At 61.0% G+C, this 26,776-nt stretch carries 22 protein-coding genes; 10 read left to right on the forward strand and 12 right to left on the reverse strand.

Annotated features, from left to right (window positions below):
* The first annotated feature begins 118 nt into the window (after positions 1–118).
* Together BU124_RS01680 and BU124_RS01685 are read left to right on the forward strand one after the other, a co-directional pair.
* Complete coding sequence (locus tag BU124_RS01680; RefSeq protein WP_084860722.1) at positions 119–2,374, forward strand: NADP-dependent malic enzyme; 2,256 nt, start codon at positions 119–121, stop codon at positions 2,372–2,374.
* Positions 2,374–3,240, forward strand: coding sequence for a ribokinase (locus BU124_RS01685; protein WP_084860723.1), 867 nt, complete (start codon positions 2,374–2,376; stop codon positions 3,238–3,240). The genes BU124_RS01680 and BU124_RS01685 overlap by 1 nt, the downstream gene beginning before the upstream one ends.
* On the opposite strand, the gene msrA is transcribed toward BU124_RS01685, so the two are convergent.
* From msrA to BU124_RS01745, 12 genes are all read right to left on the reverse strand, one after another.
* Positions 3,237–3,899 carry a peptide-methionine (S)-S-oxide reductase MsrA gene (gene msrA / locus BU124_RS01690; protein ID WP_084860724.1) on the reverse strand — a complete coding sequence of 221 codons (663 nt, stop codon included), beginning with the start codon at positions 3,897–3,899 and terminating at the stop codon, positions 3,237–3,239. The two genes, BU124_RS01685 and msrA, sit on opposite strands and share 4 nt — an antisense overlap.
* Positions 3,900–3,985: 86 nt before the next feature.
* Complete coding sequence (locus tag BU124_RS01695; RefSeq protein ID WP_084860725.1) at positions 3,986–4,975, reverse strand: MDR family oxidoreductase; 990 nt, start codon at positions 4,973–4,975, stop codon at positions 3,986–3,988.
* A gap of 83 nt (positions 4,976–5,058) precedes the next feature.
* On the reverse strand, positions 5,059–6,024 hold the full coding sequence (locus BU124_RS01700) for an ABC transporter ATP-binding protein (protein ID WP_084860726.1): 966 nt from the start codon (positions 6,022–6,024) through the stop codon (positions 5,059–5,061).
* Complete coding sequence (locus BU124_RS01705; protein WP_084860727.1) at positions 6,021–7,010, reverse strand: ABC transporter ATP-binding protein; 990 nt, start codon at positions 7,008–7,010, stop codon at positions 6,021–6,023. The genes BU124_RS01700 and BU124_RS01705 overlap by 4 nt, the downstream gene beginning before the upstream one ends.
* Positions 7,007–7,957 carry an ABC transporter permease gene (locus BU124_RS01710; protein WP_084860728.1) on the reverse strand — a complete coding sequence of 317 codons (951 nt, stop codon included), beginning with the start codon at positions 7,955–7,957 and terminating at the stop codon, positions 7,007–7,009. Before BU124_RS01710 ends, BU124_RS01705 begins: the two co-directional genes overlap by 4 nt.
* A 1-nt stretch (position 7,958) precedes the next feature.
* On the reverse strand, positions 7,959–8,942 hold the full coding sequence (locus BU124_RS01715; protein WP_084860729.1) for an ABC transporter permease: 984 nt from the start codon (positions 8,940–8,942) through the stop codon (positions 7,959–7,961).
* Positions 8,943–9,036: 94 nt separating this feature from the next.
* A complete protein-coding gene (locus BU124_RS01720) occupies positions 9,037–10,614 on the reverse strand; it encodes an ABC transporter substrate-binding protein (protein ID WP_084860730.1) in 1,578 nt (525 codons plus the stop codon).
* 281 nt (positions 10,615–10,895) lie between these two features.
* Positions 10,896–11,906: a GDP-mannose 4,6-dehydratase gene (locus BU124_RS01725; RefSeq protein ID WP_084860731.1), complete on the reverse strand. Its 1,011-nt coding sequence runs from the start codon at positions 11,904–11,906 to the stop codon at positions 10,896–10,898.
* A 126-nt stretch (positions 11,907–12,032) separates the two neighbouring features.
* Positions 12,033–14,159 (reverse strand): GumC family protein, encoded by a 2,127-nt coding sequence (locus BU124_RS01730; protein ID WP_084860732.1) that lies wholly within the window; start codon positions 14,157–14,159, stop codon positions 12,033–12,035.
* 77 nt (positions 14,160–14,236) lie between these two features.
* Positions 14,237–15,043 (reverse strand): metallophosphoesterase, encoded by an 807-nt coding sequence (locus tag BU124_RS01735; protein ID WP_143529847.1) that lies wholly within the window; start codon positions 15,041–15,043, stop codon positions 14,237–14,239.
* Complete coding sequence (locus BU124_RS01740; protein ID WP_084860734.1) at positions 15,040–16,524, reverse strand: O-antigen ligase family protein; 1,485 nt, start codon at positions 16,522–16,524, stop codon at positions 15,040–15,042. Before BU124_RS01740 ends, BU124_RS01735 begins: the two co-directional genes overlap by 4 nt.
* Positions 16,521–17,186, reverse strand: coding sequence for a hypothetical protein (locus tag BU124_RS01745; protein WP_084860735.1), 666 nt, complete (start codon positions 17,184–17,186; stop codon positions 16,521–16,523). The genes BU124_RS01740 and BU124_RS01745 overlap by 4 nt, the downstream gene beginning before the upstream one ends.
* A 187-nt stretch (positions 17,187–17,373) precedes the next feature.
* On the opposite strand from BU124_RS01745, the gene BU124_RS01750 reads away from it, so the two are divergent.
* The 8 genes from BU124_RS01750 to BU124_RS01785 all read left to right on the forward strand — a co-directional run bounded on the left by BU124_RS01750 (position 17,374) and on the right by BU124_RS01785 (position 26,749).
* On the forward strand, positions 17,374–17,781 hold the full coding sequence (locus BU124_RS01750; protein ID WP_084860736.1) for a hypothetical protein: 408 nt from the start codon (positions 17,374–17,376) through the stop codon (positions 17,779–17,781).
* Between the two features lie 1,004 nt (positions 17,782–18,785).
* Positions 18,786–19,484, forward strand: coding sequence for a sugar transferase (locus BU124_RS01755; RefSeq protein ID WP_084860737.1), 699 nt, complete (start codon positions 18,786–18,788; stop codon positions 19,482–19,484).
* Positions 19,485–19,720: 236 nt separating this feature from the next.
* Entirely contained in the window at positions 19,721–21,154 is a 1,434-nt protein-coding gene (locus tag BU124_RS01760; RefSeq protein WP_084860738.1) for a mannose-1-phosphate guanylyltransferase/mannose-6-phosphate isomerase, read from the forward strand.
* Entirely contained in the window at positions 21,151–22,377 is a 1,227-nt protein-coding gene (locus BU124_RS01765; RefSeq protein WP_245831583.1) for a glycosyltransferase family 4 protein, read from the forward strand. The genes BU124_RS01760 and BU124_RS01765 overlap by 4 nt, the downstream gene beginning before the upstream one ends.
* Before the next feature lie 61 nt (positions 22,378–22,438).
* A complete protein-coding gene (gmd, locus tag BU124_RS01770) occupies positions 22,439–23,557 on the forward strand; it encodes a GDP-mannose 4,6-dehydratase (protein ID WP_084860740.1) in 1,119 nt (372 codons plus the stop codon).
* A gap of 1 nt (position 23,558) precedes the next feature.
* Positions 23,559–24,524 (forward strand): GDP-L-fucose synthase, encoded by a 966-nt coding sequence (fcl, locus tag BU124_RS01775; RefSeq protein ID WP_084860741.1) that lies wholly within the window; start codon positions 23,559–23,561, stop codon positions 24,522–24,524.
* Between the two features lie 14 nt (positions 24,525–24,538).
* Positions 24,539–25,327, forward strand: a complete 789-nt coding sequence (locus BU124_RS01780) for a 6-hydroxymethylpterin diphosphokinase MptE-like protein (protein ID WP_084860742.1) — start codon at positions 24,539–24,541, stop codon at positions 25,325–25,327.
* Positions 25,328–25,372: 45 nt separating this feature from the next.
* The gene (locus BU124_RS01785; protein WP_143529848.1) at positions 25,373–26,749 is read left to right on the forward strand and encodes a hypothetical protein; all 1,377 of its coding nucleotides are present in this window, start codon (positions 25,373–25,375) and stop codon (positions 26,747–26,749) included.
* Positions 26,750–26,776 lie beyond the last annotated feature (27 nt).

The raw sequence follows: 26,776 nt of genomic DNA on the forward strand, positions 1-26,776 counted from the left end.
GGGCCGCCAGTGGGCGGAGACTAACCAGCCGCTGTTGGTGATGAAAGGCGAAAAGAGAGCGGTTGCCCCGCCAAGGCCCTTTCCCGTAAAGCTGCTCGCGCTGGCCGGGAGGGACAAGATGACCAAGCAACGCATCACGCGCGAAGAAGCCCTGCAATTCCATATCGAGCCGACGCCCGGAAAGTGGGAAGTGCAGCCGACCGTCCCGATGACGACGCAGCGCGACCTTTCCTTGGCCTATTCCCCCGGCGTGGCCATGCCCTGCGAGGAAATCGAGGCCAGGCCGGAGACCGTCTACGACTATACCAACAAGGGCAACCTCGTGGCCGTGATCTCGAACGGGACGGCGGTGCTCGGCCTTGGCAACCTCGGCGCGGCTGGGTCCAAGCCAGTGATGGAGGGCAAGTCGGTCCTTTTCAAGCGGTTCGCCGACGTCAATTCCATCGATATTGAGCTGGACACCGAGGACCCCGACGAGTTCTGCCGCGCGGTGCGGCTGATGGGGCCGACTTTCGGAGGCATCAACCTCGAGGATATCAAGGCGCCCGAGTGTTTCATGATCGAGCAGCGCCTCAAGGAAGAAATGGACATTCCCGTCTTCCATGACGACCAGCACGGCACCGCCGTGATCTGCGCCGCCGGGCTGATAAACGCGCTGCACCTTTCGGGCAAGAAGATCGAGGATTGCCGGATCGTCCTGAACGGTGCCGGGGCGGCCGGCATCGCCTGTATCGAACTGCTCAAGGCCATGGGCGCGCGACACGAGAACTGCATCGTCTGCGACACCAAGGGCGTGATCTACCAAGGTCGCACCGAGGGCATGAACCAGTGGAAATCGGCCCATGCCGTCAAGACTGACCTGCGCAGCCTCGAAGACGCGATGGACGGGGCCGATGTGTTCCTCGGAGTTTCGGTAAAGGGTGCGGTAACGCCCGACATGGTCGCACGCATGGCCGACAACCCGGTGATCTTCTCCATGGCCAATCCGGACCCGGAAATCACCCCCGAGGAGGCGCACGAGGTGCGCGTGGATGCCATCGTCGCCACCGGGCGCAGCGACTATCCCAACCAGGTCAATAACGTGCTGGGCTTTCCCTACCTGTTCCGCGGAGCGCTCGACATCAACGCCCGCGCTATCAATGACGAGATGAAGATCGCCTGCGCCGAAGCGCTGGCCGAACTGGCGCGCAAGGACGTGCCCGACGAGGTCGCCATGGCCTATGGCCGCAAGCTGACCTTCGGGCGCGACTACATCATTCCGACGCCCTTCGATCCGCGCCTGATCCATGTAGTGCCGCCGGCCGTGGCCCGCGCGGGCATGGAAACCGGCGCCGCGCGGCGGCCCATCGTCGACATGGAGGGCTACGAGGAGTCGCTCAAGACGCGGATGGACCCGACCGCGTCGATCCTGCGCGGCATCAATGCCCGGGCGCGCAAGAACCAGTCCACCGTGGTCTTTGCCGAGGGTGACGACCCGCGTGTGCTGCGGGCGGCCGTCTCCTATCAGCGGGGCGGCTATGGCCGGGCGCTGGTCGTGGGCCGTGAGCAGGACGTGAAACAGAAGCTCGAGGCCGAGGGATTGGGCGACGCCGTGCGCGAGTTGCGCGTGGTGAACGCGGCCAATACCGACCACCTGGAGACCTACAAGGCCTTCCTCTACCAACGGCTCCAACGCAAGGGGCATGACTGGCACGACATCCACAGGATGGCCGCGCGCGACCGGCACGTGTTTTCGGCCCTGATGCTGGCCCATGACCACGCCGATGCCATGGTCACCGGGGCGACCCGGAAATCGGCGCATGTGCTGGAACTGATCAACCACGTTTTCGACGCCAATCCGCACGACGGGGCCGTCGGGGTTTCGGCCGTGCTGAACAAGGGCCGGATCGTGCTGATATCGGACACGCTGGTCCATGAATGGCCCGATGAGCGCGACCTGGCCGATATCGCCGAACGCGGGGCCTCGGTGGCGCGCGATCTGGGGCTGGAGCCGCGCGTCGCCTTCCTGTCGTTTTCCACCTTCGGCTATCCGGTGTCCGAACGGGCCACCAAGATGCACATGGCCCCGCGTGAACTGGACGCACGCGGCGTGGATTTCGAATATGAGGGCGAGATGACCGTCGATGTCGCCCTCAACCCCCGGGCGATGGAAAAATACCCGTTCTCGCGACTGACCGGGCCAGCCAATGTCCTGGTAGTGCCGGCGCGGCACTCGGCCTCGATATCGGTCAAGCTGATGCAGGAAATGGCCGGGGCGACGGTGATCGGCCCGATCCTGTCGGGTATCGACCGGCCAATCCAGATCTGTTCGACCACGGCGACGGTGAACGACATCCTGAACATGTCCGTTCTGGCGGCCTGCAAGGTGGGCTGATGACGCTTTGGAACCTCGGCTCGATCAACGCGGATTACATCTATCGCGTGCCGCATATTCCCGCCCACGGCGAGACGCTGACCTCGTCGGGCCGGCAGGTCTTTCTGGGTGGGAAAGGCGCGAATATCTCGGTCGCCGCCGCCCGGGCCGGGGCGCATGTGCGCCATGTCGGGGCGGTCGGTGCGGACGGGCGCTGGGCGGTTCAGCGGCTGCTGGAATACGGTGTCGATACGCGCCAGATTGCCGAGGTCGAGACCGAGACCTGCCAAGCCATGATCTTTGTCGATCCGGACGGGGAAAACACCATCATCCTGCACCCGGGCGCGAACATGGCGATTCCGCCCGATGTGCTGGATCAGGCCCTGAGTCAGGCTGAAACCGGCGACTGGCTGGTCATGCAGAACGAAACCTGCCTGCAGGCCGAGGCGGCGGCGCTGGGCAAGGACATGGGGCTCAGGATTGCCTATGCCGCGGCGCCGTTCGAGGCCGCGCGAGTTCAGGCGGTGCTGGACCGGCTCGACTTTCTGACCCTCAACGCGGTCGAGGCCGACCAGTTGCACCGAGCGACGGGCCTTGCGCCCGAAGCGCTGCCCGTCCGCGACGTGATCGTGACCCGGGGCGGCGACGGGGCGACATGGTTCGGGCCGGACGGCCCGGCTCATGTCGCCGCCCTGCCCGTCACGCCCGTCGATACCACCGGTGCGGGTGACACCTTTACCGGTTACGTCTTGGCGGGTCTGGACCGCGGGTTGCCAATGAAACAGGCCATGGCGCAGGCCGGGCGCGCGGCGGCCCTCATGGTCACCCGTGCGGGTACTGCGGATGTGATCCCCGATCTGGCGGAGGTGCAGGCCTTCCGCGGCTAGCCCACGAAAGGCGCGTTATCGCCCCAGAGTTCGCGGATGCGTTCGTCCCGGCCGCAGGCGTCGCGGTAGAATTCGTAGGCCGCGGCCTGCGTCTTGATACCGCGCCGCGTCAGGATCCTGTCCTGCCCCTTGTAGTAGTCTTGGTGATAGGCCTCGGCCTCGTAGAATGGCCCCGCGTCCAGGATCGGGGTGACAATTGATTGGCCAAGTTCGCGTTCGGCGGCAGCCTTGGCCGCCCGGGCCTGTTGCCGTTCCGCAGGGTCAGAAACGAAAATCGCGGTGCGATAGCTCTCGCCACGGTCGCAGAACTGGCCACCGGCATCCGTCGGGTCGATCGAGCGGAAGAACAGGTTAAACAGCTGCCGGGCCGAAATCTGATCGGCATCAAAGCGGATTTCAACGGCCTCGTAGTGGCCGGTGCCGCCGCGAGTCACCTGCTTGTAGGTCGGGTTCTCGACCGTGCCGCCGGTGTATCCCGAGACGACCTCCTCGACGCCGGTGACCTTCTCGAAATCGGCCTCGACGCACCAGAAGCAGCCGCCGGCGACCGTCAGGACCTGCATGTCCCGGGCCTGCGCCGCCGTGGATTGTATGATGAACCCCACCGCGATCGCGACAGCGAGGACAGCGGTTTTCAGGGTCCGGGTCTGGCGTGGCATGGCGCACCTCCTTTTGGAAAGACGATGCGGCGCATGGCCCCCCCGGACAAATCACCGCCGCGTGACATCACGCGGTCGTGACGCTTTCAAGCGTTCACATCCACCACCACGCGCCCCTTGACGCGGCCTGCCAGGATATCCGCCCCAAGCTGCGGCAGGTCCGCCAGAGTGGCGGGCTGCACCATCTCTTCGAGGCGGTCCATCGGCAGGTCGCGGGCGATCCGTTCCCAGGCCCGCTGACGGGCCTCGAAGGGCTGCATCACACTGTCGATGCCCAGAAGGTTCACGCCGCGCAGGATGAAGGGGGTAATCAGCGCCCCCTCGATTTCAGCGCCCCCGGCCAGGCCGATGGCCGCCACCGATGCGCCGTAGCGCATCTGCTTGAGCACGCGCCCGAGCATCGCCCCGGCCACGGCATCGACCGCCCCGCCCCAGCGCTCGCCCTCAAGCGGTTTGCGTGTCGCCTCGGCCAGATCATCCCGGGCGATGATCTCGGTGGCGCCAAGCCCTGTCAGGTACTCGGCCTGTTCCGGCCGCCCGGTGACTGCGGCCACCTCGTGGCCCAGCCGGGCGAGAAGGGCCGTTGCGATCGAGCCGACGCCGCCTGCCGCGCCGGTGACCAGGATCGGACCCTCCTTGATCCCCTGAGCTTCCAGCGCCATCACGGCCAGCATCGCCGTAAGGCCCGCCGTGCCGACGGCCATGGCCTGCCGCGTGTCGAGGCCCTCGGGCAGCGGGACCAGCCAGTCGGCCTTGACCCGGGCCTTTTGCGCATGACCGCCCCAGTGCGCCTCGCCCACGCGCCAGCCGGTCAGGACGACCTTGTCGCCGGGGGCGTAGCGATCGTCGCTGGAGGCCTCGACCGTTCCGGCGAAGTCGATCCCGGGGACGTGGGGGTAATTGCGCACGAGCCCGCCCCCCGGCCCGATGCACAGGCCATCCTTGTAGTTCAGCGTCGAATATTCGACGGAGACGGTCACCTCGCCCGCGGGCAGGTCGGTATCGGCGATTTCCTCGACCGCGGCAGTGGTTGTGCCGCTTTCCGCGTCCTTGCGGATGATCAGCGCATTGAACATGGGCCCCCCTTTTGGTGCGTGCCGGCTGTGGTTGGGTCGGGCGGCAGGATCGCGAAACGGGCGGTGGTTGCAACCCCGCCCCGTTACGTGGCGTGGTGGCAGGCCACGCGCGTGTCTTCGATCCGGCGCATTTTGGGTCGTTCCGTCCGGCATATCTCGGTCGCCAGCGGACAGCGCGGGTGAAAGGCACAGCCCGGCGGCGGGTTGATAGCATCGGGAATCTCGCCCTTGGGCGGGTCGATCTCGCGGCCGAAGGCATCCATGCGCGGGGCCGCGTCGAACAACATCTGCGTATAGGGGTGCTTGGGATGGTTGAACAACCGGTCGCGCGGCGCTTCCTCGACCAGCCGCCCGAGGTAGAGAACGCCGATCACGTCGGCCATGTGCTGCACAACGGTCAGGTCATGACTGATGAACAGGTAGGTCAGGCCCAGGTCCTCGCGCAGGTCGGACATGAGGTTGAGCACCTGGCTTTGAACCGAGACGTCCAGCGCCGAGGTCGGCTCGTCGCAGACGATGATCCGCGGCTCCGAGGCGAGCGCCCGGGCGATGCAGATCCGCTGGCGCTGGCCGCCGGAAAACTCGTGCGGGTACTTGCCCGAATCCGCGGCCGACAGGCCCACCTGTTCGAGCAGCCTCTCGGCCAGTCCCTCGGCCTTGCCACTCTTGGCCGTGACCGGCTCCTCGATGATGTCGCGTACCCGCCAGCGCGGGTTGAGCGAGGCGAAGGGATCCTGAAAGATCATCTGGATGTCGTCGCGCACCGCCTCGATCTTTTTCGTATCGGTCTCGGTGGCCAGATCGACGCCGTTGATCTCGACCGAGCCGGCGCTAGGCGGGACCAGCCCGACCATGATCTTGCCGATGGTGGACTTGCCCGACCCGCTTTCGCCGACAAGCGCATAGACGCTGTTTTCGGGCACGTCGAAGCTGACCTCGGACACCGCCGTCAGCAGGGCCCGGGGCAGGCGTTCGATCACGCGGTTGAGCCAAGGCTTGGAGACATCGAAAATCCGCGTCAGGTCGCGGACGGAGATCAGCGCGCTCATGCGGATACTTTCTGATCGGTGGTCAGGGGGAACCAGCAGGCGGCCCGGCCGTCGCAGCGGTCCAGCGTCGGGCCGGGTTCGGCGCGGCACTGATCCTGCGCGAACTCGCAGCGCGGGTGAAAGGCGCAGCCGCTGGGCAGCGCGCCCAGCCGCGGCATCGCGCCGGGGATTTGGCGCAGGCGCTTGCGCCCCTGGCTGGCCAGCGGGGTCGAGGCCATGAGCCCGGCAGTGTAGGGGTGGCGCGCATTGGTCAGAACCTCGCGCACCGGGCCAAGCTCGGCCAGGCGCCCGGCATACATCACCGCCACCCGATCTGCCGCTTCGGCGATCACGCCCATGTCGTGGGTGACCAGCATGACGGCGACCCCGCGATCCCGGCAGAGCCGTTTCAGCAGCGCGACGATCTGGGCCTGGACACTGACGTCGAGGGCCGTCGTCGGCTCGTCGGCGATCACAAGGTCCGGTTCGGCACAGAGCGCCAGCGCGATGACCACACGTTGCCGCATGCCGCCGGAAAACTCGTGCGGGTAGCTGTTGATGCGCTGGGCCGCGGCCGGGATGCCCACTTCCTCGAGGGCGGCGATGGCGCGCTTGCGGGCCTCGGTCTGGCCCACGTCCAGGTGTTCCAGGATGGTCTCGGTCAGTTGCTCGCCGATCGTCAGCAGCGGGTTGAGCGATGTCAGCGGGTCCTGGAAGATCATGCCCATCTTCTTGCCGCGCAGGCGGCGGATGGCGTCACCGGTCAGGTCATGGATCGGCTGGCCGGACAGCAGCACCTCGCCCGCGACGATGCGCGCCGGCCGGTCCAGAAGGCCGATCACCGCGTTGCCGCCCATGGACTTGCCCGCACCGGATTCGCCCACGACGCCGAGGATTTCCCCCGCACGGATGTCGTAGCTGACATGATCGACCGGGCGCAGGACGCCGTGGCGCGTGGGAATTTCCACGACGAGGTCGCGGACGGAAAGAACGGGGGTGTCGGTCATCGCAGCCTCGGGTTCAGGGCGTCGCGCAGCCAGTCGCCCAGCAGGTTGATGGACAGCGCCAGCGCCAGCAGCGCCAGCGCCGGAAAGAAGAGGATCCACCACTCGCCCGAGAACATGAACTCCTGCCCGATGCGGATCAGCGTGCCCAGCGACGGCTTAGTCGGCGGTGCGCCGACGCCGAGGAACGACAGGGTCGCCTCGGCGATGATGGCCAGCGCCAGCGAGATCGTGGCGATCACCAGCACCGGGTTGAGCACGTTAGGCAGGATGTGGCGCAGCATGATGGAAAAGGGCGTGCGGCCGATCAGGCGCGCGGCCTGGACGTATTCCTTGCTTTTCTCGACCAGCGTTGCCCCTCGCACCACGCGAGCGAATTGCACCCAGTCGGACAGGCCGATTGCCAGGATCAGTACCCAGATCGCCATCTGGTCGCGGTATTCGGGCGGGGTAATGCCCTTTGCGATGCCGAAGATCAGCATGGCGACGAGGATGGCCGGAAAGGTCAGCTGCACGTCGGCCACGCGCATGATGATCGTTTCCACCCAACCGCCCAGGTAGCCGGCCAGCAGGCCCAGCGTAACGCCGATCACCATGGCCAGGGCCACGGCCGCGAAGCCGACGAAAAGCGATATCCGCATCCCGTAAAGGATGGTCGAGAAGACGTCGCGCCCCTGGTCGTCGGTGCCCAGAAGGAACCGGTCGCCGGTAAAGGCGTTGGCGTCGCCCGGCGGGGTGAAGCCGTTCATCAGGTTCAGTGTGGCCGGGTCGAAGGGATCGTGCGGCGCAATCAGCGGCGCGAGGACCGCGCCCAGGATCAGCACCACGACCACGAAGAACGACACGACGGCCACCGGCGCATGGCGAAAGGACCACATGAAATCGCTGTCCCAGATACGGCGTGCGCGGCTGGTTGGCGATTGGGCACTGGTTTCGGCTGCCTCGGTCATGTCAGTGGCCTCCCTGCGTGCGATCCACGCGCAGGCGCGGGTCGATCACGAAATAGAGCATGTCGACGATAAGGTTGATGCCGACGAACATGACCGAGATCAGCATCAGGTAGGCGGCCATGACGGGGATATCCACGAACTGGATCGCGTTGATGAACAGCAGGCCGACACCGGGCCACTGGAACACGGTTTCGGTGATGATGGCAAAGGCGATGATGCTGCCCAGTTGCAAGCCGGTAATGGTGATGACCGGCACCAGCGTGTTCTTGAGCGCGTGGCGGAAGTTGATGGATTTCTCGCGGATACCGCGGGCCCGCGCAAAACGGATGTAGTCCATGCGCAGGACTTCCAGCATCTCGGTGCGCACCAGCCGCATGATAAGCGTCATCTGGTAAAGCCCCAGCGTGAAAGCGGGCAGGATAAGGGCCTTGAGCCCGCTTTCGGTCAGAAAGCCCGTGGTCCAGCCGCCGAGGTCCGTCACCTCGCCCCGTCCGAAACTGGGCAGCCAGCCAAGCTCGACCGAGAAGAGATAGATCAGCAGAATCCCGATCAGGAAGGTCGGCAGGGACACGCCCACAAGCGACAGGGTCATGATCACGTTGGCCGAGACGCCGCGGCGCCAAATCGCGGTGAATATGCCCAGCGCGATGCCCCCGACCAGCGCCATCAGCCCCGACACGACGGCAAGCTCCAGCGTGGCCGGAAGGCGCTCGATCAGGATGTCCGCCACCGGGCGGCCCTGGCGGTAGGACAGGCCGAAGTTGCCCTGCACCGCCTGTTCCAGGAACCGCCAGTATTGCACGACGAAGGGCTGATCCAGGCCCAGTTGTTCGCGCAAACGTTCGATGTCGGCCTGGGTGCGTTCCTGTCCCAGCATGTTGTCGATGGGATCACCGACAAAGCGGAACATGGAAAACGCGACGAGGCCCACGACGAAAAGCACCAGTATGGACTGCGCCATGCGGCGGATGATGTAGGCAAGCATGTGCTGGAGCCTCAGGATAATGAAGCCCTGCAGTCCAGAGGATGCAGGGCGAAAACGGGCGGCCTGTCTCGGGCCGCCCGCCTGTTGGACCGGATCAGTTCATCTCGAAGAACTTGAACTTCGGGTCGTCCTCGGGGCTGACCTCGATGCCGACGGCCTCGGTCATCCCCCAGTTGAGCACCTGGTGATGGATCGGCAGGTAGAGCGTCTCCTCCTGCACGACCTCCCAGATCGAGGCGATATCCTCGTTGCGGGCCTCCAGGTCGGTTTCCGAGGCGAGCGACACGATCATCTCGTCAAGCTCGGGGTTGGAATAGCCGGTGTTGTTCCAGCTGCCGCGCTCGTCGCCGCGGGTGTGGACCAGGAAGTTGAAGATATACTCCGAATCATAGGTCGGAACGCCCCAGCCCAGCATGTAGAAGTCCGTCTCGCCGTTGGTGATCAGCGGGAAGTGCTGCGCCTTGGGCTTGGCATCCAGGTTCACGGTGATGCCGATCTGCGCCAGCATGCCCACTGCGGCCTGGCAGATTGCTTCGTCATTGATGTAGCGATCGTTCGGGCAATCCAGCTGGATCGAGAATCCGTCCTCGTAGCCGGCCTCGGCCATCAGGGCCTTGGCGGCGTCGACATCGGTCTCGATGCTGTCCATCTCCTCGGTCCAGCCGTTGACGAAGGGTGGCGCGATCATGCCGGCCGGCTGGGATTGCCCCCGCATGACCACCTGCTGGATGGCCTCGCGGTTGATGGCCAGGTTCATCGCCTCGCGCACGCGCACGTCGGCCAGCGGGTTGGCCCCCTCGACATCGTCGTTTGCAAGGTCATCGGCCCCCATGTTCATGCCGAAGAAGATCACGCGGTTCTGCGGCGCAGTCTTGACCACCAGACCCTCGGTATCGGCGACGCGGCCAAGGTCCTGGACGGGCACGTCCTGGATGAAATCCACCTCGCCCGACAGCAGCGCGGCGACGCGGGTCGCGGCGTTCTGGATCGGGGTGTAGATGATTTCGGTGACTTCCATGGGGAACTGATCCATGCCCCAGTAATCTTCGTTCTGAGTCAGGACCGTGCGCACGTCGGGCTCGCGGCTGACGAGCTCGAAGGCACCGGTGCCATTGGCGTTGGTCGCGGCGAAGGTCTGCTCGCCGCCTTCCACGTCCTGCACGTCGACGGCGTCGTTGGCCTCGGCCCAGCCCTTGTCCATCATGAACAGGTTGGTCAGGTTCGCCGGCAGGATCGGGTTCGGCCCGTCGGTTTCCATCTCGACGGTGTAGTCGTCGACCGCGCGCACATCGATGATGGAGGCCAGGAGCTCCTTCATGTTGGAGTTTTCGGACTTCGCGCGGTTGATCGAGAAGACCACATCCTCGGCGGTGAAGTCGGCACCGTCATGGTAGGTCACACCCTCGCGCAGTTCAAAGACCCAGACACTGGGGTCATCGGGGCTGGGGCCCCATTCCGTTGCCAGCGCGGCTTGCGGCGCGCCAGTCATGTCACGAATGATCAGCGGCTCGTAGATCTGGTGCGACAGCGTGTGCGTCGGCCCCTCGTTCTGGGCATGCGGATCTAGCGTTAGCGAATCCCCCGCGCGCGCCCAGCGCAGCGTTTCGGCCGAAGCGCCGATGGCCGTGGACGCCATGAGCGCCGCGGCCAGTATACCGGTCTGATATTTCATGATCTTCTCCCTGTTATAGTGTTTTTGCGACCCTTTGTTGCCGCATCTGATGGGCAGGTTAAAGGGTTTTCGTCCCAACAGACAAGCCATGTGAGGATGTTGACGTCGGGAAAAGCCCACCGGCCCGGGATCGGTCAGAAATGGTGTCCACCATCCGGTTCATGGATGGGCAATGCGCCTCGCACTGGGGCGGTTGGCGAAGTTTGACCGCCGGCCCAGCACCTGCCCGCGTATGAAAACCCTGTCCTTGAAGCACGGCTCGTTGGCCAAGGTTTCAGCTGTCACAGGCCATGGTATTGCCGATACCAGGCCACGAATTCCGCGACACCTTCCGTAACGGGTGTTTGCGGACGATACCCGGTCAATGCGTGCAAGAGCGTGCTGTCCGCCCAGGTCGCAGGAACATCGCCGGGTTGCATGTCCAGATAGGTCTTGCGCGCCTTCGAGTCGGTCGCGGTCTCTATGGCCCTTATGAAATCCATGAGGTCGACCGGCTCGGAATTTCCTATATTTACGATACGAAAGGGTGCAACCGGTGAAAGGGAGTCCTCCGCTGTTACCTTGCCTGTCAGGCGATCCGGCGGGGTGTCGATCAAGAGCCGGACGGCGCGCACCAAATCGCCGACATAGGTAAAATCGCGTCGCATCCGGCCGTGATTGTAAACCTCGATCGATTCGTCGTTCAGTATGGCCCGCGTGAACTTGAACAGCGCCATGTCCGGCCGGCCCCAAGGGCCGTAAACCGTGAAGAACCGGAACATGGTCGTCGGAATGCCATAGAGATGGGCATAGGAATGCCCGATCGCTTCGGTTGCCTTCTTGGTCGCCGCGTAGAAGGACATCTGTGTGTCCGCCTTGTCGGTCTCCGTGTAGGGCATGTCTTGGTTGGCCCCGTAGGCAGACGACGTGGAGGCAAGCAAGAGGTGCCCAACCGGCCGGTGTCGTACGGTTTCGAGTAGATTGAATGTGCCGAGGATGTTGGAATCCAGGTATGATCGCGGCGCTTCGATGGAGTATCTTACGCCGGCCTGTGCGGCCAGGTGGACGATCACATCGGGCGCGCATGTCTTGATTGCCGCATCAAGCGCGGATGCATCTTCCAGTCTGGCGCAGCACGACGAAAAGCGCTCGTATGTTTCGAGAATGTCTTGGCGCGCTTGCTTCAACCGGATGTCGTAATACTCGGTCATCGCGTCGTAGCCATGGACCGTGGCGCCCTCTTCGAGCAGAAGCCGCGCCAAGTGAAACCCGACGAACCCGCTCGTTCCCGTTATGAAGACTTTTGCGGTCATCGGCGATCTCCGCGAATATGAGCATCCGTCTCCAGGATACGGGTTCCAAACCTTGTCCTGGCCGGTCGAAGCACGTTGACCATGTTATGGATCCGAAGGGTTGCCCGCCGAATTCGGTCGAGGCGGTCAGCTGTCAGAAGCGTATCCATAGTAGCCGCCGTATCGGTAACCGCGGTCGACAGACTGGTGAAAGTTCAGCACGGAAAGGACCGGTTGGTTCTCCGGCAATGCCTCTTCCAGCTGGACAAAGGCGCGTCTGAGATCCGTTTGACTGGTTTCATCGAAGCGGACACACATGACTGTACAGTCCACGAGCGGTGCAACGTAGCGCGCATCGACGACAGGCAGCAGCGGTGGCGTGTCGATCAAAACGATATCAAAGGAGTCTTTAGTGGTGGATACCAGGCTGGTGAACCGCTCGGATTGAAGGATCTGGTCTGTCGGTACATCGCTGCGGCGACTGCCAAGGATGACCCCAAGGCGGCTGATACGATCGCCGACATAGAAACCTTCGACCGTCTGTGCATCTTCATCACCAATCAGGTAATTGAGAAGCCCGGTCTGGGGCTCGGCCCCCAGATACTTGTGCAACGTGGGTTTTCGCATGTCCGCATCGATCAAGAGGACGCGCTTGCCAGATGCGGCATAAGTTCGTGCAAGCGACAATGCGATCGTTGACTTGCCCTCGCTCGGTGCGGCCGATGTCACCATGATGACATTACCGTCCTCGCGTTCCGGCAGGCGCTTGTCGAGACTCGCCCGCAACCGACGGAAACTCTCCGCGAAGCCGGACATTGGCCGATCGAGGGTCATGTCCGCGACCGACACTTGTTTCGATACTGCAGTGACGCCGGGAATGACGGCAGCGACCGTTGCAGGGATCAGCGACGCCAGTTGATGCTCCGACGTGATACCGCCAACATAGTATTCATTCAGAAAGGCCAAGCCGACACCGAGACCGGCAGATCCGATCAAAGCCATGGCGATGATGAGGCTCGTCTGCGGAAAGGAGGGCCCGTTCGGTGGAAGCGCCTGCGAAACCACCCGGCTGTTTGCCACCTCCACGAGGGATTGGGTTTCAAGCCCGCGCATCCGTGCCAGCAGGGTGTCGTATTGATCCCGCGCAATGGATGCCTCCTGTTGCAGCGCATAGATCTCGGACAGGGTTTCAGCCGACAAGTCCGAGGAAAGCAGCTGTCGTCGAATGCTGTCGCGCGTTTCTTCCGTGATCTGCCGGGTTGTAGAGACGTCTTGCCGCAACTGCTGTATTTCCGCCAGTCCCTCTTGCTCGAGGTTGTCCTCGAGCTCTTCAAGTTCGGCACGCAGATCTATGGCTTCCTGGGTTCCGGCCTCGGTTTGGCCAAGCCTGCGCGCCAGTTGCTGGCGTTCCGACTCGAGGGCGGCGAGCGCCTCGGATTCCAGGGACTCGGTGAGTGTGTTCCAGTCTTCCCCCTCCAGCGCGGATCGGCCGGCTACCAATGTTTCCTCGAGGTTCTCTCGGTTCGACTGAGCCTGCAAAAGCTGATTGCGAAGATCCTCGATCTCGTCGGATCCACTTTCGCGGGCCAACCTGTCAAGGTTGTTCTCGATGTAGGTGGCAAGCTCGGATTCAGATTGCGCGAGGCTGGCCTGCGCTCGGTCAAGTTGCGCCTTGAGTACGTCCCGCGCATCCAGCGAGGCGGTGACCTTGGAGTCTACCTGCTCTTCAATATAGACCTCGGCCATCGTATTCGCCAGCTCAGCAGCACGCTCGGCGGATTCTGACGTGACCGAAACCTCAATCAGGTAGGTAAGACCCTGTCGGCGAACACTTGTGGCTTCCTTGAGGCGACCGAGCGTAGCATTCACAAGCGCCTGACCACTACGCTCTTCCCCGGCGCCGATCCCGATGGCCTGCAGGATCTTGTCTTTCGTGCTCAAACTCGGTCCGAACTCCGGATCGGAAAGCAGGTTCGAGGCTTCGATCACGGCAAGCGCAGTCGCATTCGACCGAAGAATTTCAACCTCGCTTTCGATGAAAGCGTCGGCCCTTCGGGAATTCTGCCCGGTGTCGTCAGGCGAATCCAGCAGGTTCCTGTTTGACGGGTCCACTAGGATAAGCGTGGAGGCAGTGTAACGCGGTTCGACAGCGGTGATGTAAATCGCGGCTATGCCTAGCCCGATGCCGATGGTGAAGAGGATAAGGCGCAGCTTGCGGCGCAGAAGAGACAGTATGTCTCGGAGGTCGATTGCGCCCTGATCGCTTGTATCCATTTAAAAGCCTGCCCCTGAAATCCGATTACGATTTTTCACTGGATAGCCCGGTGTCCTGAAGGTGTCCAGCACGTCCGTCAATGCACTGCTGCCGTTAATAACTGAGGTTGGTTACAGTCGCCAAGTCGCACGGCTGTCAACCGACCGGTGGCATAGGCACCAGTATCGACATTTATCCGGCGCGGGCTGAGCAGCGGTTCGTCCAGGGCAACATGCCCATGCACGATCAGCGTGTTCTGAGAGACGGTATCGATGCGTTCGGGATTGCCCCAAATCAGGTCTTCCGGAGTTTGCGCTGTCAACGGTTTTTCGGGGTCGATGCCTGCGTGACACAGGAATACATCCCCGACCCAGAGCCCGTAGGCCAGTTCGTTCAGGAATGTCATGTGCGTTTGAGGGACATGCGCATCGACAATAGAACGAACGTGGTCTGTCGAAGACCGGCGCAATGTATCGTGGTCGGTCGCAATTCCATAAGATCGCAGGGTTTCCAGGCCACCGAAATCCAGCCAAGTCATGTTGCCTGCGGGATCCCGCAGGAAGTGTGTAAACATGTCCTCGTGGTTGCCGCGCAGGACCAAACGGTCGAAACCGTCCGGTGGTGGCGCCAGAAGATGGTCGATCATTGCGGCTGTCGAAGGGCCGCGGTCAACAATATCCCCGAGCAGGACGATCAGCTTTTTCCCGGGGAACTCCCCGCCGTCACTAAATATTCTCTCTTCGAGGTCCCGATAGAGGTCGAGGCAGCCATGCACATCTCCGACAGCGTAGATTGCAGCCGGCATTCCGGGCAATGACAGGATGCGCGGCCGATCCGGCCCCGTGCTACCCCGGTTGGGCCGGCGCTTTTGACCACGGCCGAATACCTTGAGAACGGACTTCACGTGTCGCTCTGCCGGCGTCGGAGCTGACCAAGGCCCAACCCGGCAACAAAGATCAGCAAGAGCGCATTAGCTTCGATTTCAAGGCTGAAATCGGCCAGCGAATGAAGCGCCCCAACGGTGATGGCTCCGAGTGCCGCGACGGGAACCGCAAAGCCTGACTTTCGGCGGCGTATGATACCGAACAGCCGGATCACCGTCAGGACCACGGCAAGCATTGGAAGGGTGCCGGCGACAAGGCCCGCCTCGACCCAGAGCGTCAGGTAAGTGCTGTGGGCGTTTTCCCAGATAAGGGCAGTGGATACAGGCGGCTCGTGAAAAAGTTCGTACGCGATGCGGAAGGTGTCGAGGCCGTATCCGAGCAACGGCCGTTCCGCGATCATCCCGATCACCTGGGCATAAATATCGATACGGTTTTCGGAGTTGCTGATCAGGAACAGGCTGCGTTCAACCGTTCCCGCGCCAGACAAGACAAGTATGGCGCCCGTGAGGCCGACCGCCAAGAGTCCGCTGCGCAAGAGGGCGACACCTAACCGACCGTGAAGCTTGGTATACATAACGGTATAGACCACCAGACCGCCGGCCGCGCTGGCGGCGAGCCCCATGCGCGACTGAGTCGTCGCGATGGCAACCGCGATGACGAGGACCCCGATCCACCCGGCGAGCGTAATGAGCCCGTCTTCACTGAACACGGTGGCCGCTTTCCTAGTTACACGGCGCGTGCGGCCACGGCTCATGACGAGCGCGATACCAAGGCTGATACCCATGCCCAGGAAGGTTGCGAAGGAATTTCGATTTATGAAGGATCCTGTGGCGACGCCATCGTAGGCAACCTTCGGCCCCCAAAGCGCGATGTCGCCTAACACGGTGAGGGCGAACAGGCCCCAAAGCGCGTGCGCGACAACCCCTATAAAAATCGCCCATGCCAGGGCCTTAACCCGAGAGGCGTTTGTCGCGATTTCAAGCGTCAAGAAAAACAGTATCGCGTAGGACGACAGCCGCAGGACGCCGAGCCGCGTCGCATCGACTGAAAGCGTAAGCCCTAAAGGCCCGATCTCGTCGGGCAGAGTGGCGATCGGCGGGCCGGTCACCGGAAGCAGCTGCAACAGGCCCGCAAACGGCAGCAGAATGCCAAGTGAAATGATCAGCTTGAACTTCTTGATCTGCAAAGGTCGATGGGGGTCGGCCACTGCCATGCTCAGGAAATAACCCGCCGCCAGCAACCCGAGGATCGCTGCCCAGATCATCCAGAAGATCGGACGGTTCGAACCCACGGGGATCGGTGCGAGCACAACAATGACTGCAAGACAGGCCCCAAGGCGGGTGTTGAGTTTTCTCGCAGCCTCCGGACTGGGGGATCGTTCGACCTTGTGATCTATCCGGATCTCGCTGAATTCGAACCCGCTGGCGGCTGGCGTTGTCTCGGTCCGGGGCGCCATCGGGGGAGGAATCGTGCTGAAATCGGGTCGGCTGTGATCGGTCATCGTCTGCGCCTCACCGCTCTGAGAAAGGCGCGTTGGTCGGCATTCGGTGCATCATCAATAACAGACACGATAAAGTCTTGCTGATCTTCGGCTTGGCTGTAAATACCTGCCAAACTCCGACGTAGGGGCCGCTCGCTCATCATCATCAGGATATCGGCTCTTGCAATGTCGCGCGCCTCGGGGGCACCGACCTTTGCAAGGGTCAGGGCAAGCTGTACACGCTCGCGTGCGATCCAGCCCTCATTCGGGGCGCTCGCTCGCGCGCGTCTCAGGTCGCGCATCGCCGCCTGCAGGTCGTCAATTTGATGGTTGGAGACGGCGCGCGCCAGATGGGCGATGGAAAGGGTCGGATTGCGGTCCAGAATATGTTCAGCACGCGCCTGGCATGCTTGAGAAAACCGGCGTCGGGCATCCGTCGGATATAAGTCAAATATCAAAGACTGCGGTGCTGAGACGCAAAAGGACATCTGCGCGACGATCGAACGGATGCTTACTGTTTGAGCAAGTCTGCCACCGGGTTGAGCAGCGCGCTGAATTTGTTGTGCAGTGGGAAGAGTATCAACACGGAAGAACCGGTACTCCTGCACGGCCGCATGCCCGGCCGCCAAAGCCAGGATCAGCCCCAAAACAGATATAATAAACCGCGGCATGACCCCCAACATCCCGTTATCTCGCCTTTCGTTAGATGGCGCGCCCCGCTTGTGCAAGTCGTTTCAGGCGGCGCCAAGGTGTATTGACAGGCTTGGAGGTCCTGATATGAAAGCCGTGGTAAGCGCTCCGGTCGGCCTCGCAGTGGGCCGGGTGCAAAACGCAATATCATTTGTACTCGATTGAGAGGGTGTAACAGCCATGATTACAACTGCCACGAGAGCGCTGGTTCTGGGCGCCATTCCGTTCATGTCGATCAGCGCGCCTGCGCACGCCCAGGTTTCGACTGCGGCTATCACTGCCGCATGTGAAGTCCAAAGCGCCGATTGCCAGCTGCTGGTCCAACAGGCGATCGCGGAGCTTCAAGCCTCCGAGCTGTCCGACGCTGAATATGGAGCGGCACTCGCCCGTTTGTCGGCCTCTGTTGTTCAGGCGGCCCGGAACTCACCGGCTTCGGCTTCGGTCGCTGCTGCCGCTTTGCGTGACGTCGCCGCGGCCGCTCGCGACGAGGACCAGGGTCAGGCCGTGCTGCAGGTCGCCGACGTCGTCGAGGCCGGCGGAGCGGATGATGTCGATACTGTGCCGCTCCCGCCCGCCAGCCCGGCCTAAGGTCACTCGCCTACTTACCGTAGGGGCGATTACGTCCGTGATCGCCCCTGAAGGCGCTTTATGGGCTTTCGTCGCGGCCGCCTGACAGAACCGCCAACGGCCTAAGAATGGCTTGGAGCGAGAAGGCAGATATACTGGTGGGTACCAGGTCTGCCAACCGGTCGTGCTGCAATCAGCACTCCAACGCCTGAATAGCCGCGACTCCGCTTTTCCAAGCCTGGGTGGTATCTCATCGTCCAGACATGAATGTCTTGAATGAGTTTGTGTGAATAGCCTTACGACCCCGCGCGTTTACAAGTCGACAGCATAGACGACCTTGTTGCACGAGCGGGGGTGTCTCGGGGTCGGCAGTATTGGACGGTGGACAGGCAGTCGATCTACTTGGCGTAACGAATTTTCCACCCGATGCCCCTTGGGTTCCAGCTGGTAGTTGTCTTCGGGCCATTGCGCGCGAGGTGCTTGCCGACGCATCTTACCATCGTCGATCAAGCCATCGCATGACGCGAGCGGTCGGCCGGACGAGGTTCTGGCGTATTACTGACAGAGCCTGTCCACTGTGGCGCCATGGAACGGCGCTGCTGTGTTTTGCAGATCGAGACATACAATGACTTCAACGAATCATGCTGTTGCGGTAAGTCTTTTATCAACAGATTAATTTGAGGGCATCCATGGTTGAAATTTTGACTCGGTGGTCATGAGATTTGTCCAAGACTCTCACGGGGGCTTAGCGGACCCAGTCACGTTCGGCCGGTTCTCAACAGCCATAAACGCGGGACGGACCGGCCTACGCCGCGCTAACGCGCATGAGACGCGCATGAGACCCGTCCTGCGGCCTTCGAAACGATCAGTTGCAGCTTTCCAGCCAAGCTGTGGAGCCGCCTTCGCAGCTGCAGAAATTTTGCTTGCTTCGCCACTGAAGTTCTGGGACCGTCCAAACGGGTGTGGCGTGCCTTGCACGTCGAGCCTCGCAACGCATTTAGTCACACACATTGGAAACATTAACCATGGTTGATACAGATTTGGTCATTGCCGACCGTAGCGGACCCTCACACCTGGACGGCACGCCATCGCGGGCGGACCAAGGTGCCGTCGGTGTTTATCGCAGATTTGGCAAGCGCCTGTTCGACGTTATTTTTGCGTCCCTCGCCCTCGTGCTGGTTGCGCCGATCATTATGGTCTTCGCTGTACTCAACAAGATCGAGGGTGGGCCGGCCTTCTTCGGGCACACCCGGATAGGCGCAAACGGCAAGCCTTTCAAATGCTGGAAAATCAGGACAATGGTTCCTGATGCCGAAGCACGTTTGCAGACATTGCTGGACACCGATGAGGCTGCGCGCGCCCAGTGGGAGCGAGATTTCAAATTGGACAACGACCCACGTATCACCAGCCGCGGGCACTTCCTGCGGAAATCGAGCGTGGACGAGCTTCCGCAGTTTTGGAACGTGCTCCGGGGAGACATGTCTGTTGTCGGCCCCCGTCCGATCGTCAGTGACGAAATCAGCCTGTACGGTAGGCGAGCGACAAAGGTCTTTTCGGTGAAACCCGGTGTTACCGGTTTATGGCAAGTGTCGGGACGGAATGACATCGACTACAGCAGGCGCATTCGCCTTGACGCATTGTACGTGCGGCGAATGTCCCTGTTTTTGGACTTGTCGATAATCGGACAAACCATTCTGACGGTGCTCAAGCGAAGCGGACGCTGATATACCTGACCAGAAAAGTTTGAGGGTTGAGTCATGCTGTGGGTCAAACGCCAAGAGATTGTTCTAGACAAAAAATATAAAACTGCCCTCGTCACCCATGCCTTGAGCGCTGCCTTATCTTCCATGGTTCGAGGTTGGCGTGGGCGGCGCGTACGCCAGACTGGCCGGGAGGTGGAACATGGGAATTTCCCCGTCTCCGACTGTCTGCGCGGAGTGGATAGAAAGACGTCGTGAAAATGATCCATCCTATCTTGCTCTGCGGCGGGTCCGGCACGCGTCTTTGGCCGTTGTCGCGAAAGACCTACCCGAAACAATTTGCCTCTCTCTTGAGCGAGGACACGCTTTTTCAGGCTTCGGCCCGGCGAATGTCTGGCGAGGGCTTTGCCAGGCCCATAGTTGTCACGAACACCGACTTCCGCTTTATCGTGACCGAGCAGTTGACTTCGGTCGGGATCGACCCCGGCGCGGTTCTGATCGAGCCGGACGGAAGGAACACAGCCCCCGCAGTTCTTGCAGCCGCGATGTATATTGCCAACGAAGATCCTGATGCTGTGCTTCTGGTGGCACCTTCCGACCACGTCGTGCCGGATACCGAGGCGTTCCATGCCGCCGTTCACCGGGGCATATCGGCGGTCGAGACTGGACAATTGGTAACTTTCGGTATCACGCCTGACCGACCCGAAACAGGCTATGGTTACCTTCAGCTGGACGACGAATGGGACGGGTCCGACGGCCCTGCGCCTCTCACGCGCTTTATCGAGAAGCCGACGGCCGACAAGGCTGAAGAGATGGTGAAAGCCGGAACGTATCTCTGGAATTCCGGAATCTTCCTGTTCCGTGCCCGCGATATTCTAGAGGCGTTCGAGGCCCATGCACCGGGGCTGGTTGATCCGATCCGCGAGGCCGTCATCTCCGGCGCAACAGACCTTGGGTTCCTGCGTCTTGCGCAAGGTCCGTGGTCAGAGGCGGAGTCGATTTCAGTGGACTATGCGGTGATGGAGCGGGCGCCGAACTTGTCGGCGGTGCCGTTCAAGGGCGGCTGGTCCGATCTCGGGGGCTGGGACGCGGTTTGGCGCGAGGGCCAACGCGATGAGCGCGGTGTTGGGACGTCCGGCGCGGCGACCGCGATCGACTGTGCCGATACCTTGCTCAGGTCGGAAAGCGAAAAGCTTGAGCTCGTGGGCCTTGGTCTAGAGAACATTGTTGCCGTTGCGACGGACGACGCCGTTCTGGTGGCTGACATGTCCCGCGCGCAGGATGTGAAACAGGCGGTCGCCGCGTTGACCGCGAAGAATGTATCGCAGGCCACCGCCTTTGCAAAAGACCACCGCCCTTGGGGCTGGTTCGAGAGCCTGGCGGTCGGTGGACGCTTCCAGGTGAAACGCATTCACGTGCATCCGGGTGCTGCGCTGAGCTTGCAAAGCCATTATCATCGATCAGAGCACTGGATCGTGGTTTCGGGCACGGCCAAGGTTGTTGTTGGCAGCGAGGACAAACTGGTTGCCGAGAACGAAAGCGTCTATATCCCTCTGGGTACGAAACACCGCCTGGAAAACCCCGGAAAAGTACCGATGGTGCTGATCGAGGTCCAGACAGGGTCCTACGTGGGTGAGGACGACATCGTGCGCTACGAAGACAGGTATGCACGCGGCCAAGGGGCGAAGGGATGAGCATGCCCGACACGCCTCACGTCATGGTCCATGACTACGCAGGCCATCCGTTTACGGCAGAATTTGCACGCGCGTTGTCCGGCAAGGGCTGGCGTGTCACCTATGCCTTTTTCGCCGGGGATGAGGGGCCAAAAGGTCGAAACGCGAAACTGCCGCACGACCCTGACGGTTTTGCATCCGTCGGGCTGAGCATCGACGGGGCCTATTCCAAATCGAACTTCTTCAAGCGGCGGACGGGCGACATTGCCTATGGCAAGCGGCTTGCCGACCTGGTTGCCGACCGGCAACCCGACATTGTGCTTTCGGGCAATACACCCACAGAAACGCAGGAGTATCTGCAACGCGCCTGCAAGCGGGCGGGAGCACGCTTCATTTTCTGGTGTCAGGATTTCTATTCCATTGCGGCCGCACGCATCCTGTCAAAGAAATTGCCGGGGCTGGGGCATGCCATCGGTGCCTATTATTCCTTTCTAGAACGACGTCAGATGCGACGGGCCGCGCATGTCATCCATATCACTGACGGGTTTCTCAAGATCACGGACGGCTGGCGTGTCCCCCGCGAGCGGGTCAGCGTGATCCCGAACTGGGGGGTGATCGACGAAATCCCTGTCCTGCACCGCGACACTGAATGGGCCAAAAAAATGGACCTGACCCGGCCAGGAAGGGTGGTTTATTCCGGCACGCTGGCCAACAAGCACAATCCCGACGTTCTGGCGCAGCTCGCGCGGGATGCCGGAGAGGACCTGGACGTGGTCGTGGTTGGCTTCGGTGTCGGGGCAGACCGTCTGGCAAAGCAGGGGGCCGACCTGCCCAACCTGACCGTCCTGCCGCTGCAACCCTTCGCCGATTTCCCGGAGGTCCTGGCCTCGGCCGATGTCCTTGTTGCGGTGATCGAGGTGGATGCTGGCGAATTCTCGGTCCCGTCCAAGGTGCTGAGCTATCTTTGCGCGGGCCGCCCGATCGTGCTGGCCGCCCCCGCCGACAATCTGGCGGCGCGCATCATCACCGAGGCGGGTGCGGGAATTGTCGTCCCACCGGACGACAAGCAGGGCTTCGTCAGAGCCGTGCAAAGCGTGCTGGCGGATGACCAAACTGCCCTCGAAATGGGCAGGGCTGCGCGGGCCTATGCGGAACGAACCTTCGACCTTGAACGTGTGACTGGACGCTTTGAGACGCTGCTGGGGGATGCCTTGTGCGAGCGAACAGGTCAGGTTGCCGTGTAGTGGCATACTGGCTATGACGTCCAAAGGTCACCAAGCTTCATAGAACACGGGACAGGAATTTATGAAAAAGGCACTCGTAACCGGGATCACTGGCCAAGACGGGTCCTATCTAGCGGAGTTTCTTCTTGAAAAAGGATATGAGGTGCATGGTATCAAGCGCCGTGCTTCATCGTTCAATACCCAGCGCATTGATCATATTTATGAAGACCCACATACTAACAGGAGAAGGCTTAAACTGCACTATGGCGACTTGACGGACAGCTCCAGCCTTACTCGGCTTCTGTGCGACATTCAACCTGACGAAGTCTATAACCTCGGCGCACAATCTCATGTTGCAGTGTCGTTCGAGGCACCAGAATACACCGCGGATGTAGATGCATTGGGCGCCTTGCGTATTCTTGACGCTATTCGTTTTCTCGGCATGGAAAAAAAGACTCGATACTATCAAGCGTCTACCTCGGAGTTATATGGGCTTGTCCAGGAAGTGCCACAGCGTGAAGCAACACCATTCTATCCTCGATCGCCGTATGCGGTCGCGAAACTGTATGCCTATTGGATTTCGGTGAATTACCGAGAAAGTTATGGGATTTACGCCTGTAACGGCATTTTGTTTAATCATGAGAGCCCACGTCGCGGAGAAACTTTCGTGACCCGAAAGATCACGCGCGGGTTGGCCAATATTGCTATTGGTCTGGAGCAGTGTCTCTACATGGGCAACATCGACAGCCTGCGTGACTGGGGCCACGCCAAAGATTATGTGCGCATGCAATGGATGATGCTTCAACAGGATACACCCGAGGATTTTGTAATTGCTACGGGGATGCAATATTCGGTCCGTGAATTCATAAACTGGACGGCACGGGAGCTCGGGCTGACGCTGGAATTCACTGGCGAAGGCTTGGACGAAGTTGCCACCGTTATAGCGATTGATGGCGACAAAGCCCCTGCAGTAAAACCGGGGGATGTTATCATGCGTATTGACCCCCGTTATTTCCGTCCTGCCGAAGTGGATACATTGCTGGGCGACCCGACCAAGGCGAAGGAAAAACTTGGCTGGGAACCGGAGATTACTGCACAAGACATGTGTGCGGAAATGGTTGCGGACGATCTCAAGGCTGCGCGCCGCTCTGCACTGTTGGATGAACACGGACTAAGCGTGCCTGTCGCATTGGAGGATTGATATGACCTATCCCTTGAAAGACAGACGCATCTGGGTGGCAGGCCATCGTGGGATGGTCGGCAGCGCGGTTGTGCGGCGTCTGGAGTCCGAGGGATGCGAGGTCATCCGCGCGGGTCGCGAGACTGTGGACCTGCAAGACCAGCACGCCGTCCGCAACTGGATGTCACAGGAAAAGCCCGACGCGATTGTGCTGGCGGCCGCCAAGGTGGGCGGCATTCTGGCCAATGACACGTATCCGGTTGATTTCCTGTACGAGAACCTGATGATCGAGGCCAATATCATCAATGCCGCGCATCTGAATGATGTCGAGCGCCTTCTGTTTCTGGGGTCATCCTGCATCTACCCCAAGCGCGCGCCCCAGCCTATTTCCGAAGACAGCCTGCTCACGGGTCCGCTGGAGCCCACCAACGAATGGTATGCGATTGCCAAGATCGCCGGCATCAAGCTGGTGCAGGCCTATCGCAAGCAATACGGTCGGGACTGGATCTCGGCCATGCCGACCAATCTGTACGGCCCGGGTGACAATTTCGACCTTCAGTCCAGCCATGTCCTGCCCGCGCTGATCCGCAAGGCGCATGAAGCCAAACTGGCGGGATCGGATCATATCACCATTTGGGGCACCGGCACGCCGCGCCGGGAATTCCTGCATGCAGATGACTGCGCCGATGCGCTGGTCTTTCTGCTGCAGACCTATTCGGGTGATGTGCATGTCAATGTCGGATCGGGCGAGGATATCCCCATACATGACCTGGCGCAGCTGGTTTGCGAGGTCGTGGACTTCAACGGCGAGATCCGCTGCGACACCACCAAACCCGACGGCACGCCGCGCAAGCTGATGTCCGGCGACAAGCTGCGCGAGATGGGGTGGGCGCCTAAGATTGGTTTGCGAGAGGGCATTGCGGCCGTCTACCGCACGCATTTTGCCGAGGATGACCCCATTCGTGGCGCTTCGGTTGTCAACATTTAGCTGAAGGCGACGCAATGATTCCATTTAACAAGCAAATCATCTTCGCCACGCGCCCGCTGCGGTACGCGTTCGATAGCTTCACCTACGGCCGCTTCGCAGACTCAGTGCCCTTGGCCGCGCTGAAAGATAAACAAAAGGGCGAACCGATGCTTGTTGTGGGCAACGGTCCCAGCTTGAACCAGACCCCACTCGACGATTTCGCACATGTTCCATCCATTGGGATGAACAAGATCGACATGATCTATTCGCGCACAAAGTGGCGCCCCGAGGTGGTGGTTTGCCTCAACAACATGGTTGCAAAGCAGAGCCAAGACTCTTTCGCATGCAGTGAAATACCCGTTTTCGTGGCATGGAAAGCGCGTTGGTACTTGCGGGCGGAGAATCGCAAGAAGCTGAGATTCTTCAACACAAACCTGTCCAACGCGTTTTCAACAGATGCCGTTCGGGGCTTTGGCAGCTCGGCTACGGTGACTTATATTGCCTTGCAGTTGGCATACTGGATGGGGGCCGATCCGGTTATACTCTTCGGTGTGGACCACAGTTTCAAGTACAACGGTCCAGAGGCCACTTATCAAAAGCGCGAAGGGCCGGATACCAATCATTTCGACCCAAATTATTTCAAGGCTGGAACTTATTGGGGAACCCCGGACCTGGACCAGTCAGAGATCGACTATGCCATTGCCCGGCAGGCTTTTGAAGCGGATGGTCGGAAGGTGTACGATGCGACAGTAGGCGGGAAGCTGGAAGTATTCGAGAAAATCGGGTTAGATCGGGCGTCGGCGCTGACCAAAAATGATCTTTGAGATGGGTGAACCGCGATCTCTATACTTTTTTTACAAGGACGCAGTGTGTCGACTTGGGCAACGTATGTTGCGAAGTCTCTTCCAGTTTTTGCTCTTCCCCCCTTTATTGTTGCGACCTTCTCGCCGGGAGAGGCGGCAGTCTGGTTCATTTTCATTACGCTGCAAGGGATGCAGCTTCTGATTGCTTCAAGTACCGATCAGCCGATGGTGCGTGGCTATGCCTATGCCCTCGGCGGGGCGACGCAGGTGCAGGACATGCGCATTGCCGACCCTTCAACCCACCGCAGCCCAAACGTGGAGCTGTTCAGCCGCGTCTGGGGCGTGAGCGTCTTCGCCCATCTCGTGATCGGGATCGCGACCCTTGTGTTGCTCTCCGCGATGGGAATTTGGTCGGCGGCACCGCTCATTGCCGATACAGGAACGGGAGAGCTCTGGGTCGCGCTGGCAGCTTTCATCCTGGGCGGAGCGATCCGGGCTTATGGCGGATTGCACGTGTCATACCTCATGGGCATAGACCGCATCCCCCTTTTGCGTTGGTGGGAGACCTGTTTCTGGCTGCTCGCGTTTGTTGCGGCGCTCTCGGTCCTATTGCTGGGAGGCGGGCTGCTGGAGATCGCGATCGGCTATCAGATCCCGCTGTGTCTGAACATCGTCTGGAATGCATGGCTGTGCCGCCGCGACCAGAACAACCGCGCCGGTTTTGTCAGCCGAATCCGGGTGGACCGCGAGGTCCTTGCCCAGCTCTGGCCAAGCATCTGGCGAACCGGATTGGGCACTACTCTGTTCATTGGTGCGACACAGGGGGCCGGTTTGTACTACGCTACGGTCGGCGAGGCGCAGGATGTGGCCGCCTTCCTGTTCGCGATGTCCATCATCCGGCCGCTTGGGCAATTTGCTCAAGTGCCATTCATGACGAAGCTGCCTCGGCTCGCCCGGCTTCAGGCCGAAGGCGAACGGGGCGCGCAGCGCAAGATCGCAGAACGCAGCATGATGTTGAGTTATGCTTTGCATGCCTTCATGGTCATCGGTGTGGCCCTGGCCTTGCCAATTGTCCCGGGCTTGCGCGGGTCCGAGGTTCAGGTGCCGATTCTGTTATGGCTTCTCATCGGAATTGCGGGGTATATAGAGCGTATGGGGTCCATGCATCTACAGCTCTACGCCACCACGAACCATGTTTTGTTGCACTGGGCCAACGGCCTGGCAGCAGCGGTATTCTTGGGTCTGGCCGCTGTGCTGTTGCCCACGCTGGAGGTTTACGCATTTCCTGTTGGTCATATGATCGCTTTGGTGATGATTTATTGTCCGATTGGCATGATAAACAGTTATAGGTCGTTTCGACTAAACTTTCCTATTTTTGAGATGAGGACATCATTAGCCCCTGTAACCGTACTACTGCTATCCTTAATGGCGATAAAAAAATGACACTCGTACTATTATATACAGTCATTT

Source organism: Salibaculum halophilum (assembly GCF_002094885.1).
GTDB lineage: Bacteria > Pseudomonadota > Alphaproteobacteria > Rhodobacterales > Rhodobacteraceae > Salibaculum > Salibaculum halophilum.

What these genes read in the sequence shown, in the direction of transcription:
- BU124_RS01680 (WP_084860722.1), top strand. Translation starts at nt 119, where the DNA reads ATGACCAAGCAACGCATCACGCGCGAAGAAGCCCTGCAATTCCATATC.
- BU124_RS01685 (WP_084860723.1), top strand. Translation starts at nt 2,374, where the DNA reads ATGACGCTTTGGAACCTCGGCTCGATCAACGCGGATTACATCTATCGC.
- msrA (WP_084860724.1), bottom strand. Translation starts at nt 3,899, where the DNA reads ATGCCACGCCAGACCCGGACCCTGAAAACCGCTGTCCTCGCTGTCGCG.
- BU124_RS01695 (WP_084860725.1), bottom strand. Translation starts at nt 4,975, where the DNA reads ATGTTCAATGCGCTGATCATCCGCAAGGACGCGGAAAGCGGCACAACC.
- BU124_RS01700 (WP_084860726.1), bottom strand. Translation starts at nt 6,024, where the DNA reads ATGAGCGCGCTGATCTCCGTCCGCGACCTGACGCGGATTTTCGATGTC.
- BU124_RS01705 (WP_084860727.1), bottom strand. Translation starts at nt 7,010, where the DNA reads ATGACCGACACCCCCGTTCTTTCCGTCCGCGACCTCGTCGTGGAAATT.
- BU124_RS01710 (WP_084860728.1), bottom strand. Translation starts at nt 7,957, where the DNA reads ATGACCGAGGCAGCCGAAACCAGTGCCCAATCGCCAACCAGCCGCGCA.
- BU124_RS01715 (WP_084860729.1), bottom strand. Translation starts at nt 8,942, where the DNA reads ATGCTTGCCTACATCATCCGCCGCATGGCGCAGTCCATACTGGTGCTT.
- BU124_RS01720 (WP_084860730.1), bottom strand. Translation starts at nt 10,614, where the DNA reads ATGAAATATCAGACCGGTATACTGGCCGCGGCGCTCATGGCGTCCACG.
- BU124_RS01725 (WP_084860731.1), bottom strand. Translation starts at nt 11,906, where the DNA reads ATGACCGCAAAAGTCTTCATAACGGGAACGAGCGGGTTCGTCGGGTTT.
- BU124_RS01730 (WP_084860732.1), bottom strand. Translation starts at nt 14,159, where the DNA reads ATGGATACAAGCGATCAGGGCGCAATCGACCTCCGAGACATACTGTCT.
- BU124_RS01740 (WP_084860734.1), bottom strand. Translation starts at nt 16,524, where the DNA reads ATGACCGATCACAGCCGACCCGATTTCAGCACGATTCCTCCCCCGATG.
- BU124_RS01745 (WP_084860735.1), bottom strand. Translation starts at nt 17,186, where the DNA reads ATGTTGGGGGTCATGCCGCGGTTTATTATATCTGTTTTGGGGCTGATC.
- BU124_RS01750 (WP_084860736.1), top strand. Translation starts at nt 17,374, where the DNA reads ATGATTACAACTGCCACGAGAGCGCTGGTTCTGGGCGCCATTCCGTTC.
- BU124_RS01755 (WP_084860737.1), top strand. Translation starts at nt 18,786, where the DNA reads ATGGTTGATACAGATTTGGTCATTGCCGACCGTAGCGGACCCTCACAC.
- BU124_RS01760 (WP_084860738.1), top strand. Translation starts at nt 19,721, where the DNA reads ATGATCCATCCTATCTTGCTCTGCGGCGGGTCCGGCACGCGTCTTTGG.
- BU124_RS01765 (WP_245831583.1), top strand. Translation starts at nt 21,151, where the DNA reads ATGAGCATGCCCGACACGCCTCACGTCATGGTCCATGACTACGCAGGC.
- gmd (WP_084860740.1), top strand. Translation starts at nt 22,439, where the DNA reads ATGAAAAAGGCACTCGTAACCGGGATCACTGGCCAAGACGGGTCCTAT.
- fcl (WP_084860741.1), top strand. Translation starts at nt 23,559, where the DNA reads ATGACCTATCCCTTGAAAGACAGACGCATCTGGGTGGCAGGCCATCGT.
- BU124_RS01780 (WP_084860742.1), top strand. Translation starts at nt 24,539, where the DNA reads ATGATTCCATTTAACAAGCAAATCATCTTCGCCACGCGCCCGCTGCGG.